The 14190-nt window shown below is 70.9% G+C and carries 14 protein-coding genes; 3 read left to right on the forward strand and 11 right to left on the reverse strand.

Annotated elements, in window-relative coordinates; all coding sequences use genetic code 11:
- Positions 1-53 precede the first annotated feature (53 nt).
- From F6J84_RS13375 to F6J84_RS13390, 4 genes are all read right to left on the reverse strand, one after another.
- Entirely contained in the window at positions 54-899 is an 846-nt protein-coding gene (locus F6J84_RS13375) for a transglutaminase family protein (protein WP_150974299.1), read from the reverse strand.
- A complete protein-coding gene (locus F6J84_RS13380) occupies positions 896-1831 on the reverse strand; it encodes an alpha-E domain-containing protein (protein ID WP_150974835.1) in 936 nt (311 codons plus the stop codon). The genes F6J84_RS13375 and F6J84_RS13380 overlap by 4 nt, the downstream gene beginning before the upstream one ends.
- Positions 1825-3525 carry a circularly permuted type 2 ATP-grasp protein gene (locus F6J84_RS13385; RefSeq protein WP_150893974.1) on the reverse strand — a complete coding sequence of 567 codons (1701 nt, stop codon included), beginning with the start codon at positions 3523-3525 and terminating at the stop codon, positions 1825-1827. The genes F6J84_RS13380 and F6J84_RS13385 overlap by 7 nt, the downstream gene beginning before the upstream one ends.
- Before the next feature lie 105 nt (positions 3526-3630).
- Positions 3631-4329: a helix-turn-helix transcriptional regulator gene (locus tag F6J84_RS13390; protein ID WP_150893971.1), complete on the reverse strand. Its 699-nt coding sequence runs from the start codon at positions 4327-4329 to the stop codon at positions 3631-3633.
- 73 nt (positions 4330-4402) lie between these two features.
- On the opposite strand from F6J84_RS13390, the gene F6J84_RS13395 reads away from it, so the two are divergent.
- Positions 4403-5143 carry an alpha/beta fold hydrolase gene (locus tag F6J84_RS13395; RefSeq protein WP_150974300.1) on the forward strand — a complete coding sequence of 247 codons (741 nt, stop codon included), beginning with the start codon at positions 4403-4405 and terminating at the stop codon, positions 5141-5143.
- A gap of 66 nt (positions 5144-5209) precedes the next feature.
- Here F6J84_RS13395 and F6J84_RS13400 read toward each other — a convergent pair whose 3' ends face one another.
- The 7 genes from F6J84_RS13400 to F6J84_RS13430 all read right to left on the reverse strand — a co-directional run bounded on the left by F6J84_RS13400 (position 5210) and on the right by F6J84_RS13430 (position 11311).
- Positions 5210-5512 (reverse strand): putative quinol monooxygenase, encoded by a 303-nt coding sequence (locus F6J84_RS13400; protein WP_191905684.1) that lies wholly within the window; start codon positions 5510-5512, stop codon positions 5210-5212.
- Positions 5509-6789, reverse strand: a complete 1281-nt coding sequence (locus tag F6J84_RS13405; RefSeq protein ID WP_150974302.1) for a multidrug effflux MFS transporter — start codon at positions 6787-6789, stop codon at positions 5509-5511. The genes F6J84_RS13400 and F6J84_RS13405 overlap by 4 nt, the downstream gene beginning before the upstream one ends.
- Before the next feature lie 98 nt (positions 6790-6887).
- Entirely contained in the window at positions 6888-7682 is a 795-nt protein-coding gene (locus F6J84_RS13410; protein WP_191905685.1) for an IclR family transcriptional regulator domain-containing protein, read from the reverse strand.
- A gap of 94 nt (positions 7683-7776) precedes the next feature.
- The gene (locus F6J84_RS13415; RefSeq protein WP_150974304.1) at positions 7777-8595 is read right to left on the reverse strand and encodes an ABC transporter ATP-binding protein; all 819 of its coding nucleotides are present in this window, start codon (positions 8593-8595) and stop codon (positions 7777-7779) included.
- Between the two features lie 4 nt (positions 8596-8599).
- Entirely contained in the window at positions 8600-9385 is a 786-nt protein-coding gene (locus F6J84_RS13420; RefSeq protein ID WP_238702510.1) for an ABC transporter permease, read from the reverse strand.
- Positions 9382-10221: an ABC transporter permease gene (locus F6J84_RS13425; RefSeq protein WP_224786042.1), complete on the reverse strand. Its 840-nt coding sequence runs from the start codon at positions 10219-10221 to the stop codon at positions 9382-9384. Before F6J84_RS13425 ends, F6J84_RS13420 begins: the two co-directional genes overlap by 4 nt.
- Positions 10222-10300: 79 nt before the next feature.
- A complete protein-coding gene (locus F6J84_RS13430; RefSeq protein WP_150974305.1) occupies positions 10301-11311 on the reverse strand; it encodes an ABC transporter substrate-binding protein in 1011 nt (336 codons plus the stop codon).
- A 248-nt stretch (positions 11312-11559) separates the two neighbouring features.
- Here F6J84_RS13430 and F6J84_RS13435 point away from each other — a divergent pair, with 248 nt between their 5' ends.
- Together F6J84_RS13435 and F6J84_RS13440 are read left to right on the forward strand one after the other, a co-directional pair.
- Positions 11560-12690: an NDMA-dependent alcohol dehydrogenase gene (locus tag F6J84_RS13435; protein ID WP_150974306.1), complete on the forward strand. Its 1131-nt coding sequence runs from the start codon at positions 11560-11562 to the stop codon at positions 12688-12690.
- A gap of 28 nt (positions 12691-12718) precedes the next feature.
- On the forward strand, positions 12719-14173 hold the full coding sequence (locus tag F6J84_RS13440; protein WP_150974307.1) for an aldehyde dehydrogenase: 1455 nt from the start codon (positions 12719-12721) through the stop codon (positions 14171-14173).
- The last annotated feature ends 17 nt before the right edge of the window (positions 14174-14190 follow it).

The following is a 14190-nucleotide window of genomic DNA, read 5'->3' on the forward strand; positions in this document are numbered from 1 at the left end:
GCGGCCGAGCGGGACGTCGCCGGTCGTCCGTCGCACGATGCGGCGCCGAGGCCTCACGCCTCGCGGGTGATCGTCACCTTCACGTGCAGGTCGCTCTTGAACGGCCCGGCGTACACGCCCCGCAGCGGCGGCACGTCGTTGTAGTCCCGGGCGCGGCCGACGAGCACGTGCCGGTCGCCGATCTCGATGTTGTTCGTCGGGTCGAAGCCGCTCCACTGCCCGGCGAACCACTCCACCCACGCGTGCGACTCGCCGGTGACGGGCACGCCCACCTCGGCGTCCGGCCGGGGATGCAGGTACCCGGAGACGTAGCGGGCCGGGATGCCGACCGAGCGCAGCGCGCCGAGGGCGATGTGGGCCATGTCCTGACAGACGCCCTTGCGCGTCTCCCACGCCTCCGCGGCGGTCGAATGCACCCCGGTCACGCCGGTCATGTACTCGACGGCTTCGCCGATCGCGACGCAGATGTCGTGCGCCGCGCGGCCCGGATCGTCGTGACGCGCGGCGATCGCGCCGGCGATCTCGGCCACCTCCGGATGCGGTCGTGTGCGCGAGGTCTGCGAGAGCTGCTCCACCGTCTCGATCGACCGCGAGGCCTCCGCGTGCAGGCGGTCCCAGGAGATGCCGGTGTGCTCGATGGGGCGGGGCCGGACCTCGACGAGGGAGCGCGCCGTGATCCGGAGCGAGCGGTGCGGGGAGAGCACATCGAAGCTGCTCACGCGCGTGCCGAAGTAATCGACGTAGGTGTTGACCGCGGTGGACGGCTCGATGTCCAGCGACGAACTCAGCACGAACTGGCTGTCGGTCGTGCCCGGCAGCATCCGCGCCTCGTTGTACGACGCCGACACCTCCCCGCCGTAGCCGAACCCGGTCTCGTGCTCGATGCGCAGGCGCTTCATGAGATCTCCCCGATCCAGCTCGGCTCGGCCTGGGTCGGGAAGAACCGCTGACGGATGGCGTCCGACGCCTCCCTGGTGACGGTCTGCACCCGCAGCATGTGTGCGGGCAGCTCCGTGAGGATCTCGCCGATCGGCTGGTACTCCAGGTCGTTGCGGATGCGGCCGAGCGCACGCAGGACATGGTTCGAGTGCCCCACTCTGTCCTGGCGGGGATCGATGGCGCTGATGCACTCCTCGGCACGCGAGATGGAGTAGATGATGGAGCGCGGGAACAGCCGGTCCAGCAGCAGGAACTCGGCCGCGTTCCCCGCACTCGGCATCCCCCGGTAGGTGCGCAGGTACGCCTCGTACGCCCCGCACGAGCGCAGGATCGTCGTCCAGGACGGACCGGACGCCTGCGTGAGCGTCCGGGTGGCCAGCAGGCGCGCGGTCATGTCCGCACGTTCGATGGCGCGGCCGAGGGTGAAGAACTGCCACGCCTCGTCACGACTCGTCGAGGAGTCCACGACGCCGACGGCGAGCGCCGCGCGTTCACGGACCCACTGGAAGAACTCGTGCACCTTCTCGCTCTGCAGCCGCCGCGGCATCCGGGCGTTCGTCGTGTTCAGGCACTCCCACAGCTCGGTGGAGACGATCTCCCTGGCACGGCGGGCGTTCTCCCGCGCCGCGGTGAGCGAGTAGAGGATGCTGGCGGGGTTCGTCCGGTCCACCGCCAGTCGCGCGAGCACGTGCTCGCGCGTGACCACGACCTCGCCCTGTTCCGGCGAGGCGGTGCCCATCACCGCGAGCAGCGACCGGCACGCGGTGTCCTCGTCGATCCAGGGGTCCTCGAGCAGCAGTTGCAGGTGCACGTCGAGGATCCGGGCGGTGCCGTCGCTGCGCTCGATGTACCGGCCGATCCAGAACAGGCTCTCCGCGATGCGACTCAGCAGCATGACGGCACCTCCCCGGCCTGCTGTTGCTGCTGCTCCTGCTGTTCCTCGCGGGAGAGCGGGCGGTCCTGCGGCGAGTGGCTGACCTCCGGGCCGCCGTGCTCGGCGGCCACCTCCTCCGTGATGATCGGGATGGCCTGGGTGACGGTCGACGCCTGGTCCGCGACGAGGCCCGCCAGACCGTGACCCTGTCCGTACTCGACGTGGCCGGGCGCGGAGCCGCCCACGATCCAGGTGTCCTTGGAGCCGCCGCCTTGACTCGAGTTCACGACGAGCTGCCCCTCCGGGAGGGCGACGCGGGTCAGCCCGCCCGGCAGCACCCAGATGTCGTCGCCGTCGTTGACCGCGAAGGGCCGCAGGTCGGCGTGGCGCGGCCGCATCCCGTCCTCGACGAGGGTCGGGATGGTGGAGAGCATCACCACCGGCTGCGCGATCCAGCCGCGGGGGTCTGCGAGCAGCGTCGTGCGCAACGTCTCCAGCTCGGCCCGGGAGGCGTCGGGGCCGACCACGAGTCCCTTTCCGCCGGAGCCGTCGACCGGTTTCACGACGAGCTCGTCCAGCCGGTCGAGCACCTCCTCCAGGGCCGCCGGATCCTCCAGGCGCCAGGTGTCGACGATCGGCAGGATGGGCTCCTCGGACAGGTAGTAGCGGATGAGATCCGGCGTGTACGTGTACAGCAGCTTGTCGTCGGCGACGCCGTTGCCCACCGCGTTGGCGATCGTGACGTTGCCCATCCGCGCGGCGAGCAGCAGACCAGGCGCGCCGAGCATCGAGTCGGCGCGGAACTGCAGCGGATCGAGGAAGTCGTCGTCGACCCGGCGGTAGATGACGTCGACGCGCTTGGGCCCGCGGGTGGTGCGCATGAAGACGCGCCCGCCCATGCAGACGAGGTCCCGCCCCTCCACCAGTTCCACTCCCATCAGCCGGGCGAGCAGGGTGTGCTCGAAGTAGGCGGAGTTGTAGACGCCGGGGGTCAGGACGACGACGTTCGGATCGTCGATCCCGGGCGGCGCGGAGGCGCGGAGTGCCGCGAGGAGTTTGTTCGGGTAGTCGCCGACCGGACGGACCCGCATCGACACGAACAGCTCGGGCAGGGTCTGTGCCATCACCCGGCGGTTGGAGATGACGTAGCTCACCCCGGAGGGCACGCGGACGTTGTCCTCGAGCACGCGCATCTTGCCGTGCTCGTCCCGGATGAGGTCGATTCCGGAGACCTGGATGCGCACCCCGTTCGCCGAGCGGATGCCGTGCGCCTGGCGGTAGTAGTACTGACTCGACGCGATGAGCGCCGCGGGGATGACCCCGTCGCGCACGCAGTTCTGACGTCCGTACGCGTCGTCGAGGAACGCCTCGAGCGCGCGGACGCGCTGCTTGATGCCCGCCTCGATCTCCGACCACTCGGCGTAGTCGATGACCCGCGGCACGGCGTCCAGGGGGAAGGGGCGCTCCTCACCGGCGAAGTCGAAGGTGACGCCCTGCGCGAGGTAGGAGCTGGCGAGCGAATCGGTGCGGCCGCGGAGCTCTTCCTGCGTCATGCGGGCCAGCGCCTGGTACAGCTCCCGGTAGGCGGTCCGGGACTGCGCGAGTCCGCCGCGCTGCTCGGGGTGCCCGAACATCTCGTCGAACGCCGGAAGTCCGGTGGGCGTCTTCCGCGGCGCGAGCGTGGAACCGTAGCCGTCGAACAGATCACCCATCCCTGAAGCGTAGTCCGGCCGTGTTGCCGGGTCGTTTCGCCCGCGAGGGCTTGACGGCGTGGCGCCCGGACCCCGTCCACCGAGCGCGGAACGGGAGGGAGCGACTCATCCGCTCCGGCCGTGCACCGGCCTGGCGTTCGGCGGGGGATCCCCCACCTCGCGGATGCCGTGTCCCGCGCACGCGATCTTGGTCACGCTCGCCCGCTCGATGCGCGACACGGTGAACCACCGCATCGCCTCGCGCAGCCGGCACCACCCGACGAGGTACCACCGCCCGTTCGTGGCGGCGAACAGCACAGGCTCGACGTCACGCGTGGTCGTGGCCCCCTCCCCCGAGGTGTAGCGGATGCGGATCACGCGCTGCTCGGCCATCGCCTCCTCCAGCGCCGACCTGATCGTGCGCGGTGAGGAGGGGGGCGCGTCGACCCAGACGCGGCCCGCCAGTTCGTGCGCCCTCGCCCGGGTCCGCGGATCGAGGACGTCCAGGATCTTCTGGATCCCGGCTGCCGCCAGATCGGCATAGGGGGCATCCGGCGCCGCGGAGACGGCCGCCATCAGGGCCACAGCCTGTGCGGAGGACAGACTGACCGGCGGCAGGGACGCGCCCACGGCCAGTCCGTAGCCACCGCCCGGACCCGGCCGCGACCATACCGGCGCCCCGCCCGCCTCCAGCGCGGCGAGGTCCCGTTTGACCGTGCGCACGGACACGCCGAACTCCCGCGCCAGCCGCTCGGCCGAGCACCCCCGGGTTCCGCTCCGGCGCAGCATCTCGGACAGCGCGTGGAGCCGTTCCGCTCGCTTCACTCGTCCGCCCGCGTCAGATTCATGACATGAATAGTGACATACACCTGCCCGGGGCGCCCCGCAGGGTGGGAGCATGACACATCCTGCGAGCACTCCGACCATCCTCCTCATCGCCGGCCATTGGCTGGGCGCCTGGGCCTGGGATGAGGTCCTCGAACACCTGGCCGCCGACGATTCACCCGCCGTCGCGATGACGCTGCCCGGTCTCGACCGGGACGATCCCGAGCGTGCGGCCAAGACGCTCGACGATCAGGCCGCCGCCGTGCGGGACGTCCTCACCCGGCACGGGGTCTCCGCGGACCGGCCGGCGGTGATCGTCGCCCACAGCGGGGCCAACGCCCCCGTCGGCCTCGTCCTCGACCGGAACCCCGAACTCGTTCAGCGGGTGGTGTGGGTCGACTCCGGCCCGGTGGCTCCAGGAAGCGTCTTCGCCCCCGACCTCCCGCAAGAGGTGGCGGATCTTCCGCTGCCGTCCTTCGACGTCCTCGGGCAGCAGGCGAGCCTCGAGGGGCTGAGCGCGGAAGCCCTCGAGCGTTTCCGGTCCCGAGCCGTCCCGGAGCCCGGACCCGTGCTCCGGGGGATCGTCGAGCTCACGAACGCCGCCCGCCACCGGGTCCCCACCACCCTCGTGTGCTGCTCGATCCCCAGCGCCCAGGTGCGGGAGCTGGCCCGCGCGGGCCATCCCGTCTTCGCCGAAGTGGCGGCCATCGAGCACCTCGACGTCGTCGACCTCCCGACCGGGCATTGGCCGATGTGGAGCCGTCCCGGCGACCTCGCCGAGGCCATCCGGTCGGCGGCGTCGCGCACCGACTGAACCGGCCCTCCGGGGAGGGGCAGGCCGGATCCGGCCGCCCTCCCCCCGAGCGGACCGGCGTATCCGTCAGGACGCCTCGGCGCCGATCGGGTCGAGGCGTACGAGACGGGGCGGTCCCGCCAGCAGCGGCCCCATCTCCGGGACCGCACCGGCGCCGGCCCGGAAGTCGCGGTACGCCTGTTCCGCCTCCCAGGAGGACCACTCCTCGTAGAGCGTCCAGCTCGCCGGGTCGTCGCGGTCGACCAGCCAGTCCAGTCGCTCGCACCCCGCGTAGGCGCGGGACGTCTCCAGCATCCGCGCGAACAGTCCCCGTGCCTCCTCGAGCCGTTCCGGGCGGATGCGGAACTCCACGATCGCCACGTGTGTCATGGTCTCTCCCCTTTCGTGTGCAGGACGGAATCCGGATGGGTGCCGGAGCGCAGGGCCGCCCGGCGTTCCGCCCGCCATCCCCAGGCGCCGAAGGCGGCGCTCGCGAGAACGCAACCGAGCATGACGATCGCCATGGGCGCGGCGGTGTGCGGGCCCAGCACCCCGCCGAGCGGCGAGATGACGGCGCCGAGCGTGAACTGCATGAATCCCATGAGCGCGGCCCCCGACCCGGCGGCGAAGGCCGCCCTGGCCAGGGTCAGGGTCGTCGCGTTCGCCAGCAGCGCGGATGCGGACGCGCAGCCCGGGACGATGGTGGCGAGGAACGTCCAGACCGTGAAGGGGCCGAGGGTCGCCAGGACCACGAGCGCCGCCAGGGACGCCACGGCCACCAGCTGGCTGGCCACCAGCATCCGCCGCGGGCCGAAGCGCGCGGACAACGGCGCGTTGAGGGCGCTCCCGCCCATCACCGCCAGCGCGTAGCAGATGTAGAGGAACGAGAACCCGAACTCGTCCGTGCGCAGGACGTCCTGCGCGACGAAGGAAGAGGCGCTGACGTGCGTGGCGAGGGCGGCGAACCCTGCTCCCATCGCCAGCGCGTTGCCGAGGTATCCGGGTTCCCGCACCAGCCGGCGGTAGTTGCCGAGCAGGCGGCCGATCCGCACCGGCGTGCGCAGGTCCTGCGGGAGCGTCTCCGGGACGGTGAGCGCGGCGACCACGAAGTAGAGGACGCTCATCACCAGCAGCCCCACGAACGTGATGCGCCATCCGCCCAGCTGGAGCAGCATCGTCCCGAGCAGCGGGCCGATCAGCGGCCCGGCGGCCAGCATGCCCATCAGCAGGCTGTAGGCGCGCGCGGCCTGGGTGCCGCGGGCGGTGTCGGAGACGACGGCGCGCGCCACCACGATGGCAGCGGAGGAGCCGAGCCCCTGCAGCACCCGGCCGGCGATGAGCACGCCCAGGGTCGGGGCCGCCGCCACCAGCACGCCTGCCGCGCAGAGCACCGCGAGCCCCCACAGCAGCACCCGCCGCCGGCCGAGGCTGTCCGCCAGCGCGCCGACGATGAGCTGTCCCCCGGCGACCCCCAGGAGGAACCCGGTGAGCGCGAACTGGGCACCCGCGACCGTGGTGCCGAGGTCCTCCGCCATCTCCCCGAGCGCGGGGAGGTAGATGTTCGACGTGATGGGGTTCACCGTCATCAGGAGCCCGAGCACCAGGATGAGACCGGCGGTGAGCGTGACGGGGGCCCCGGCGCGTGGTCCTCGCCCCCCTGAGCTCACGGTCTCCGCACCCCTTCGTCGTGTACGCCGACCCTAGGCGGGGGATGCCGCCGTCCCCTCGCAGCTGTTCACCTGGCGGAAGACGGCGTGCGGAGCGGTCAGCGTCCGGCGCGGAAGAGCTGGGGGTTGGCGTTGCGGTACGCGCGGGCGATCTCGGCGGCGGCGTCCCGCAGCACGGGCATGACGACCTCGGCGAGGCTCTTCTCCGTCTCGCGCACGGTCGTGGAGGAGGCGGACAGGCCGCCCACGGTGCGCCCGTCGACCCGGATGGGCACGGCGACGGCCACCTGGCCGGGATGCAGTTCCTCCGCGGAGATGTCGAAACCCTGCACCCGCACCTGTTCGAGGCGGTTCCGGAGCGCCGCCGCGTCGACGACGGTCCGCGGGGTGTGCTCCTCCAGCGTCGCACCGGCAAGCAAGTGGTCGAGCTCCGCGTCCGGCAGGTCGGCGAGCAGCACCTTCCCGACGGCGGTGGCGTGCGCGGGCAGGCGGTTGCCGATGCGGACCGAGTCGGGCATCGGCCGGCGGTCCTCGACACGGGCGACGTGGATGACCTCCATCCCGTCGAGCACCCCGATGCTGCAGGTCTCCCCAGTCCGCTCCACGACCTCGGTCATGTATCCGTGAGAGATCTCGGGCAGCGAGGAGGTCGCGAAGTACCCGGAGCCGAGCTCGAGGATGCGCGGGGTCAGACTCCAGAAGCCGTTCGTCGCCTCCGTGTAACCCAGGTGCGCGAACGTCAGCAGGATGCGGCGCACGACCGGGCGGGCGAGATCGACCCGCTCCGCGATCTCGGCGACGCTGAGGGCGCCCTGCCGGTGACTGAACGCCCGCAGCACCTCCACGCCGCGCTCGATGCTCTGAATCCGGTCGCGCGATCTCTCGTCGGACATATCCCATCCGTCTCTCGATGGACACTCGGCGTCCAGCGGGACCATCCTAGGGAACCGCGCGCCACGGGCAGGACCGCCCCGCGGCGCGGCCCGGTCAGGCGACCGTCCGCACCGTGTCCGTGTCGCCCGTGTACGTCTTCGCGCGCTGGATCTGCTCGTAGACGTGATGACGCAGCTCGACGAACCGGGGATCCGATCGGGTCTCCAGCTGATCCCGCGTCACCGGGAGGTCGATCGCGAGGTCCTCGAGGATGATCGTGGGCGAGGAGGAGAGGATGACCACCCGTTCGCCGAGGTAGACGGACTCGTCGATGTCGTGCGTCACGAACAGGATCGTCAGCCCCAGCTTCGCCCACACCGAGCGCACCAGGTCCTCCAGATCGGCACGGGTCTGCGCGTCGACCGCTGCGAAGGGCTCGTCCATGAGCAGCACCTCCGGACGGTAGGCGATCGCACGTGCGATCGCGACGCGCTGCTGCATGCCGCCGGAGAGCTGCCACGGGTACGAGCGCGGCACGTGCGCGAGCCCGACCGCCTCCAGCGCCTCCTCGACGCGCTCCGTCCGTTCCGCCTTCGGCACTCCGGCCGCCCGGAGCGGGAGGTCCACGTTCTCCGCGACCCGCAGCCAGGGGTAGAGGGAGCGGCCGTACTCCTGGAAGACGAGCGCCATGTTGCGCGGCGGCCCGTCGACGACCTGCCCGTCCAGCAGCACGGTTCCCGAGGTGGGCGCGAGCAGACCCGAGATGCACTTCAGGAGCGTGGTCTTCCCGGAGCCGGACGGACCGACGAGGCACGCGAACTCCCCCCGGCGCAGGTCGAAGGTGAGGTTGCGCACGGCCTCGACGTCACCGCCGGGGGTCGCGTAGATCTTCTGGACGCCTCGCACGGACAGGAGCGCATCGGTCGTCGTCATGGTCTCAGGGGGCACTGGTCTCCACCTCTCGTTGTCCGTAGTACCAGGCCAGCACGCGGCGCTCGACGAGGCGGAAGACGCCGGCGAGCAGGATGCCGATGAGGCCGATGATCACGATCCCGGCCCACATGGGGCCGATCTGGAAGATCTGCTTGAACAGCATGATCTGGTATCCGAGGCCGTCGATCGCCGCGTACATCTCGGACACGACCATGAGGATGATCGCGATCGGGAGGGCCAGCCGGATGCCGGTCATGATGCGGGGCAGCGACGCCGGCAGGATGAAGTGCGCGAACCGCGCCCATCCGCCGATCCCGTAGGTGCGCGTCGTCTCGGCGAGCACCTGATCGATCGAACGCACCCCGTCGATCGTGTTCAGGAGGATGGGCCAGAGGCAGCCGAGGAAGATCAGGAAGATCTTCGACCGGTCGTCGATGCCCATGATCAGGAGGAGGACGGGCAGGAGCACGGGCGGCGGGACCGCACGCACGAACTCGAAAAGCGGCCCGGTGAGCTTGGCGGCCACGCGGCTCCCGCCGATGAGCAGGCCCAGCACGATCCCGGCCGCGATCGCCCCGCCCAGCCCGATCCCGAAGCGGTAGAGGGAGGGCAGCACCTGTTCCACGAGGAGGGGACCCGCCCAGACGTTCACGAAGTCCTGGACGATCTGGCCGGGTTTCGGGACGAACGGGTTGGTCTCGTCGAGCGTGGCGATCCACCAGAACACGACGATGAACACCGGCAGCGCGAGCGCGGTGAGGATGCGCATCCCGACGCGCCCGGTACTCATGCGACGACCTCCCCGCGCACGGAGGGGTGCCAGACCAGGACGGCCCGCTCGAGCCTGCCCAGAGCCAGGTTGATCACGAGACCGAGGACGCCGGCCAGAAGCGCGAGCGCGTAGACGACGGGCGCGTTGCCGGCCGACTGGTACTGGGCGATCATCTGGCCGAGCCCGGGCGCCTGCACGACGATCTCGATCGTGACCGCCACCACGAGGGCGATCGTCCCGGACAGGCGCAGGCCCGTCATGAGGTACGGCAGCACGGTGGGCCAGACCACGAACCGCGCCCGGGCGAAGAACCCCAGTCCGTAGCTGCGCGCCGTCGCATCCCCCACCGGGTCGACATCCGCCACTCCGTAGATCACGTGGATCAGCACCACCCAGAAGCAGGCCCACACGACGATCGCGATCGTCGCTGCGGGTCGGACGCCGAAGACGACGATCGCGATCGGGATCAGACCGACCGAGGGGATGGGTCGGAGGAACTCGATGGTCGAGTGGGTGATGTCGCGCACCCAGCGGTTGGATCCGATGGCCACCCCGACGACGATGCCGGCGACCAGGGCGATCACCAGCCCCACGCTCCAGCCGAGCAGGGTGCTGCCCAGCGCCGACCAGAACTGGGCCCGGTACTGCTCTCCGGCGACGACGTCGAGCACCGTGAGGGCGACGTCCGAGAACGGCGGCAGATAGGCCGGGTTGACGAGCCCCAACCGGGAGGAGAGCTCCCACAGCGTCACGAACGCCAGGATGCCGGCGGCGCCGAGCACCGGGGTGGACATCCGGCTCTGGATGAAGGGGGTGCGTACCTCGCGCTGGGCGGGGACGACTCGTGTCGACATGCGCGTCCTTCCACGGGTTCGGGATGAGCGACCGGAGCGTGGGTGCGGACCCGGCTCTACCGCCGGGTCCGCACCGCGCTCACGGCTCCCAGATGAGCGTGTCGAAGTCGACCGGCTTCTTCACGTAGCCGAGTTCGAGCGACCAGTCCGCGATCGGCTGGAGGTTCTCCACCGTCAGGGGGAGCTTGCCGTAGGAGCCGAGCCGGATGCGGGCAGCGAGCGCGGGATCGATCTTCGTGAACTCCGCGATGTTCTCCCGCAGCTCCTCGTCGTTCGCCAGCGCATACGCGTTGGCCGCGTCGATGGCCTCGACGACCTTCGCGTAGTAGTCGGGGCGCTTCTCCACATCCGAGCGGAGGGCGTACCAGACGCCGGCGACCGCAGCACTGTCGGACAGGTACTCGAAGGGGTTCGCCAGGGTGCGGAAGCCGTTCTCCTCCCGGCCGAGGGTGCCGAACGGCTCCCCCGCCACGAACGCGTCGATCGCCCCGCTGTCGAGCGCGGCCGGCTGGTCGGGAACCCCCATCTGGACGTAGCTGACCTTGGCGGGGTCGCCGCCGTCCGCTTTCACCGCGATGTCGGCGAGCAGCTGCGTGTAACCGCCGGGCGCGTTGACCGCGACCTTCTTGCCCTCGAGGTCCCGCGCCGAGGTGAGCGGGCTGTCGGCGGTGACGAGCAGGTCGTTGATGCCGTTTTCCGGGTCGTCGGGGGTCGCGCTCGCGGCCGCCACGATCACCAGGTCCACGCCGTTCTCGACGGCCTGGAACACGCCGGTCGAGCCGCCGTAGCCGACCTGGACCTGTCCGGACTGCATCGCCTGGATGATCTCCGTCGACGAGCCGGCCGGCTGCAGGGTGAGATCGAATCCGTTCTCCTCGAACAGGCCGTTCTGCTGCGCCATGTAGACGGGACCGATGTCGGTGACGGGGATGACCCCGGCGACGAGGGGCTGGATCTCCTCGGTGCCCTCGGCGCCCTCCGCGCCCTCCGAGCTGCCGGCGTCCGTCGTCGCGCCGCAGGCGCTGAGTCCCAGGATCAGGAGAGCGCTCACTCCGACGAGGAGCGGCGCACGGGTGTGTCGGGTTTTCATTCACTGCCTCCGTTGCCAGATGAACGCCCCCGCTGCGTGCGGGGCCCGGGCGCAGGTGGGGACCCGGCCTGGTGCGACCCCGCATCCTCGCGGGGTGGTGGCGATGCTGTCACAACGCGGCGCCTGCGCGCAACGCATTGCGTACTTTTGTACGCACAGTGGTCAAATCGAAGTCAGGTCGCTACGCTGACAGCCATCGCCGCCGACCGCCGAAAGCGGCCGGGGGGAACGTTTCGAAGGAGAGACACATGCCCACGCGCACCCGTGCCGCGATCGTCCGCCGGCAGCCCGGTCCGTTCGAGGTCACCGACGTCTGGCTGGACGATCCCCGGCAGGGCGAGATCCGGGTGAAGATGGCGGTCAGCGGCCTGTGCCACTCCGATTACCACCTGGTCACCGGCGACAGCGAAGCCGGGCTGCTGCCCATGGTCGGCGGGCACGAGGGCACCGGGGTCGTCGAGGCCGTCGGCCCGAACACCCCCGGCTGGGACGTGGGCGACAAGGTCGTCTTCTCCTTCATCGCCAGCTGCGGCAAGTGCCGCTGGTGCAACGAGGGCATGACCAATCTGTGCGACCTCGGCGCCTTCCTCATGAAGGGCAGCCGCTTCACCGATCCGGACAGCTACCGCGTCTCGCTCGAGGACGGCACCCCGGTCAGCCAGATGTGCGGCCTCGGCACGTTCGCCGAGCACACCGTCGTCGACGTCAACTCCGCCGTGAAGCTGCCCGCGGATGCGCCGCTGGACAAGCTCTGGCTGCTCGGCTGCGGGGTGGGGACCGGCTGGGGCTCCGCCGTCTACGCGGCCGAGACGCGACCCGGCGACACGGTCATCGTGATCGGCATCGGCGGGGTGGGCATCAACGCGGTGCAGGGCGCGCGGCACGCCGGAGCGACGAACGTGATCGCGGTGGACCCGATCGAACTGAAGCGGACCACGGCCCTGCGGGTGGGCGCGACCCATGCCTTCGCGACCATCGAGGAGGCCACCGAGTTCGCCAAGTCGGTGACCGACTGGCAGGGCGCCGACCGCGCCATCCTGACCGTCGGGCTCCTCAGCGGAAAGGATGTGGCCGACGCGTTCGCCGCGATCCGCAAGGCCGGCACGGTCGTCGTGACGGCGATCGCCCCGAGCTCGGAGCAGAGCATCCCGATCCCTCCGCTGGACATCACCCGGTATCAGAAGCGCATCCAGGGTGCGATCTACGGTGCGAGCAATCCGCGCGCCGACATCCCCCGGCAGTACGCCATGTACCGGGCGGGACAGCTCAAACTCGACGAACTCATCTCCAACACCTACGCCCTGGACGACATCGAGCAGGGCTACACGGATCTGATCGAGGGTCGCAACATCCGCGGCGGCCTCGTCCACCGCCCGTAGGCCACCGCATCCGCGAGAAGGACACACCATGACGCTCACCCCCACGTCCCCGACCCTCTCCCGCGACCGGATCTTCGCCGGCGGCGAGTGGCTCTCCCCCGCATCCTCCGCGGAGCTGGTGGTGGAGAGCCCGGTGGACCACAGCGAGGTCGGCCGGGCACCGGACGGCACCGCGGAGGACGTCGACATCGCCGTCCGCGCGGCGCGCGAGGCCTTCGACCACGGCCCCTGGCCCCGGATGACCGCCGCCGAACGCGCCGACTGGCTGGACCGGCTCGCGGACGAGATGGAGCGGCGCGGCGGGACCACGAGCGAGATCATCACGGCCGAGATCGGACAGCCCGTCCGGCTCTCCCGCCCGTGGGCGGGCGTGCGACCGATCACGCACCTGCGGTACTACGCGAACGTCGCCCGGCGCCCGGACTTCGACGAGGAGGAGCGTCCGAACGTCTACGGCACCGGGAACTCGATCATCCGCCACGAGCCCCTCGGGGTCGCCGCGCTGATCGTGCCGTGGAACCATCCGCAGGCCTCGCTGACGCTCAAGCTCGCCCCCGCGCTCGCCGCCGGGTGCACCGTCGTCATCAAGCCCGCGCCGGAATCCCCGCTGGATGTCTACCAGTTCGCCGAGGCGAGCCTCGCGATCGGGATGCCGCCCGGCGTCATCAACATCGTGCCCGGCGGGCGGGACACCGGGCAGGCGCTGGTCGCGCACCCGGGCACGGACAAGATCGGGTTCACCGGGTCCTCCGAGGCCGGCCGGCACATCGCCTCCGTCGCGGGCGGTCGTCTGGTGCCGGTGACGTTGGAGCTCGGCGGGAAGTCCGCCGCGGTCATCCTGGAATCGGCGGATCTGGACGCCGCCTTCACGAGCCTGCGCACGGCCGCGTTCGACAACACGGGGCAGACCTGCGCCCTCATGTCGCGGATCCTCGCGCCCCGCGCCCTGTACCCGGAGATCCACGAACGCCTGGTCGCGCTCGCCGGCGACCTCGTCGTCGGCGATCCCACCGATGAGGCCACCGAGCTGGGCCCGCTCGTCTCCCGGCGCATCCACGACCGCGTGTCGGGCATGGTCGAGCGCGCCCGCGCGGCGGGCGCCACCGTCGTGACCGGCGGGCAGGTGCTCCCGGTGGAGGGCTACTTCTACGCCCCGACGATCGTGACCGATGCCGCCGTGGACAGCGAGATCGCCCAGGACGAGGTGTTCGGGCCGGTCGTCACCCTGCTGCCGTACGACACGGTGGACGAGGCCGTGCGCATCGCGAACGACTCGCACTACGGACTCGCGGGAGCCGTCTACGGCGCACCCGGCGAGGTGCTCGGCGTCGCCCGCCGCATCCGGACGGGTTCCATCGGTCTCAACGGGTACCGCCCCGATCTGAACACCCCCTACGGCGGGTACAAGGACTCCGGGCTGGGTCGCGAGTTCGCCCCCGAGGCCGTCCGCAACTTCCAGGAGACCAAGTCCATCTGGCGCTGACGCCCATCCGTCACCCA

It is taken from the genome of Microbacterium caowuchunii (assembly GCF_008727755.1).
Taxonomy (GTDB): Bacteria; Actinomycetota; Actinomycetes; order Actinomycetales; family Microbacteriaceae; genus Microbacterium; species Microbacterium caowuchunii.